Source organism: Natrinema soli, assembly GCF_028618695.1.
In genome coordinates this window covers 1-3,605 of record NZ_JAQIVI010000375.1, presented here as the reverse complement: position 1 = coordinate 3,605, position 3,605 = coordinate 1, and the positions used below count along the sequence as shown (strand labels likewise).

The following is a 3,605-nucleotide window of genomic DNA, read 5'->3' as shown; positions in this document are numbered from 1 at the left end:
CAGCCCCAGCCGGGCGACGACGACGGCGACGACGCCGAACCCGGCGAGGAGGGCGGCGAGCACGAGTACTACGAGATGGACCCCGACGAGTTCGCCGAGGAACTCGACGAGGAGCTCGGCCTCGACCTCGATCCGAAGGGAAAGAAGGTGATCGAGGAGAAGGAAGGCCCCTTCACTGACCTCACCCGGACCGGTCCCAACAGCACGCTCGACTTCGAGCGGATGTTCAAGGAGGGGCTCAAGCGCAAGCTCGCGATGGACTTCGACGAGGAGTTCCTTCGCGAGCTGTGCAAGGTCGAGGGGATCGAGCCGCGCGACGTCTTCGAGTGGGCCCGCGGCGAGAACCTGCCGGTCTCGATGGCCTGGATCGAGGAAGCACATAGCAACGTCCCCGACGACGAGCGCGGGAAGTGGGCCTCAATCGAGGCGGTCGAGGAGAACGTCGAGCGCGAGGACGTCCAGCAGAAGATCCGCCGCGAGGGGATCGACCACGTCCCCTTCCGTCGCGAGGACGAGCGCTACCGCCACCCCGAGATCATCGAGGAGAAGGAGAAGAACGTCGTCGTCGTCAACATCCGCGACGTCTCCGGCTCGATGCGCGAGAAGAAGCGCGAGCTCGTCGAGCGGACGTTCACGCCGCTGGACTGGTATCTGCAGGGCAAGTACGACAACGCCGAGTTCGTCTACATCGCCCACGACGCCGACGCCTGGGAGGTCGAGCGCGACGAGTTCTTCGGCATCCGGAGCGGCGGCGGCACCAAGATCTCGAGCGCCTACGAACTCGCCGATCGGTTGCTCGAGGAGTACCCCTGGAGCGACTGGAACCGGTACGTCTTCGCAGCGGGCGACTCGGAGAACTCCTCGAACGACACCGGCGAGCGCGTGATCCCCCTGATGGAGGAGATCCCGGCGAACCTCCACGCCTACGTGGAGACCCAGCCCAGCGGGAACGCGATCAACGCCACCCACGCGGAGGAACTCGAGCGTCACTTCGGCACCGACGCCGAGGACGTCGCGGTGGCGTACGTCAACGACGAAGCGGACGTGACCGACGCGATCTACGATATCCTCTCCACGGAGAGTGATGACAATGAGTAATTCGGACAGATTCCGCAAACAGGCGATCGCCAGCGATCTCGAGGAACCGGTCGAGGAGGCCAGAAACCTGGCCGAGAAGCTCGGTCTCGAGCCCTACCCGGTGAAGTACTGGATCATCGACTACGACGAGATGAACGAGCTCATCGCGTACGGCGGGTTTCAGAGCCGCTACCCGCACTGGCGGTGGGGCATGCAGTACGACAAGCAACAAAAGCAGGGCCAGTACGGCGGCGGGAAGGCCTTCGAGATCGTCAACAACGACAATCCGGCCCACGCGTTCCTGCAGGAGTCGAACACGGTGGCCGACCAGAAGGCGGTCATCACCCACGTCGAGGCCCACTCGGACTTCTTCGCGAACAACGACTGGTTCGGCATGTTCACCAGCGGCCGCGCCGACGAGGACCAGGTCAACGCCGCGGCCATGCTCGAGCGCCACGCGCGAGCCATCGACGAGTACATGTCCGATCCCGACATCGACCGCGCCGAGGTCGAGAAGTGGATCGATCACTGCCTGAGCCTCGAGGACAACATCGACCAGCATCAGGTGTTCAGCCGACGCCTCGATATCGACGGGCCGATCCACGAGGGAATCGACGAGGACCTGGCCGAGAAATTAGACGAGCTCGAGCTCTCCGACGAGATCAAAGGCGAAGTGTTCGACGAGGCGTGGGTCGAGAAGCTCGAGGGCGAGGACGTCGCGGCGAACTTCCCCGAGGAGCCACAGAAGGACGTGTTGGCGTTCGTCCGCGAACACGGGAAGCAGTACGACGAGGAGGCCGGCCGGGGCGTCGAGATGGCGGAGTGGCAACGCGACATCCTCGACATGATGCGCGCGGAGGCGTACTACTTCGCCGCACAGAAGATGACGAAGGTGATGAACGAGGGCTGGGCCGCCTACTGGGAGTCGACGATGATGACCGACGAGGTCTTCGCCGGCGACGACGAGTTCCTCAACTACGCCGATCACATGGCGAAGGTGCTGGCCTCCGGCGGCCTCAACCCCTACAGCCTCGGAATGGAGCTCTGGGAGTACGTCGAGAACACGACCAACCGGCGGGAGGTCCTCGAGGCCCTCCTCCGTGTCGAGGGCGTCTCCTGGCGGAACCTCACCGAGGTCGTCGACTTCGACGAGGTTCTCGACGAACTGGAGCCGCCGGAAGCAATCGAGACCATCACTCCGGAGACGCTGGACTCGCTCGAGGAGGTGCCCGACGAGTGGGTCGACCGCGAGGCGCTCGAGCGGGCGCGAGACGGTGAGGTCGACGTCTCGAACTACCCCTGGAAGGTGTTGACCTACGAGGGAGTCGCTCGCCGGCACTACTCGCTGGTCAAGCGCCAGAACCGCGGCTTCCTCGCGCGGGTCACTCAGAACGAACTCGAGCGCATCGGCCGCTACCTGTTCGACGACGCTCGCTATTCGTCGGTCGAAGACGCCCTCGAGGACGTCGATTTCGCGGCCGGCTGGGACCGGATGTTCGACGTTCGGGAGAACCACAACGACGTGACGTTCCTCGACGAGTTCCTGACCCGGGAGTTCATCACGGAGAACAACTACTTCACCTACGAGCACTCGCAGGCGACCGGACAGTTCCACGTCGCCAGCGACGCGGCCGAGGACGTCAAGAAGAAGCTCCTCCTGCAGTTCACCAACTTCGGGAAACCGACGATCGCGGTCTACGACGGCAACTACAACAACGCGAACGAACTCCTGCTCGGCCACCAGTACAACGGCGTTATGCTCGATCTGGGGCAGGCCAAGGAGACCCTCAAGCGGATCTTCGAGCTGTGGGGGCGGCCGGTGAACCTGTTGACGATCGTCAAGGAAGTCGACGAGCACGACATCGAGGTCGCCAAGCGCCGCAACCGCGAGCCCGAACCGGAAGAGCAGGGGAAGCTGATCCGGTTCAACGGCGAGACGGTGACGACCGAGGACGTGCCGTGGGAGGAGGTCGAACACCTCTCGGCCGACGATGTCGACTACGATACCAAGCCCGAGGAGTGGCTCGCCTAGGGTCGCTCGACGCTCGGTCCGTTTCGCGACTCGAACGGTCGACAAGTCGAGTCCGAACGACCTGCGTTCGGTCTCGAGCGCCGATAGTTCGAATCCGGGCAACCCGTAATTCGACGCTGTACCGCCCGAACAAAGGATATTTCGCCGTCATTCGGCCAGAATTCTTTTATAGTCCATCTCCAATGCAGGAGACGATGGATGGGGAATGGGGCGAGGCCGCCGAGCCCCGGGGCCGGGGGGCCGCCGGGATCGATCTACCATCGGTACTCGCACAACTCGACGAGCAGGAACCGGCCGAACAACGGGCCGCAGTCCGTCGGATTCGAACTGCGATCGACGAGCGCAGCCGGGCGGCGGCGTGCGTTCCGACGGTTCCGAAACTCCGGACGCTGCTCGAGCGACCGGAAATCGATTTTCGCGACGAGATCGCCGCCTGTCTCGCCGACCTGGCGGCCGAAGCGCCGACCGACGTCGCGCCGTCGAGCGGGTCGATCGT

2 protein-coding genes and 1 pseudogene are annotated in these 3,605 nt (G+C 64.1%); all 3 read left to right on the top strand.

Features of this window, described 5'->3' with window-relative positions; all coding sequences use genetic code 11:
• The coding region (locus PGX04_RS21180) for a YeaH/YhbH family protein (RefSeq protein ID WP_273740320.1) at positions 1–1,098 on the top strand (1,098 nt) is incomplete at its 5' end.
• Complete coding sequence (locus tag PGX04_RS21175) at positions 1,091–3,109, top strand: SpoVR family protein (protein ID WP_273740319.1); 2,019 nt, start codon at positions 1,091–1,093, stop codon at positions 3,107–3,109. The genes PGX04_RS21180 and PGX04_RS21175, both read left to right, overlap by 8 nt.
• Before the next feature lie 194 nt (positions 3,110–3,303).
• Positions 3,304–3,605: pseudogene (locus PGX04_RS21170) on the top strand (HEAT repeat domain-containing protein); the annotation flags it as partial.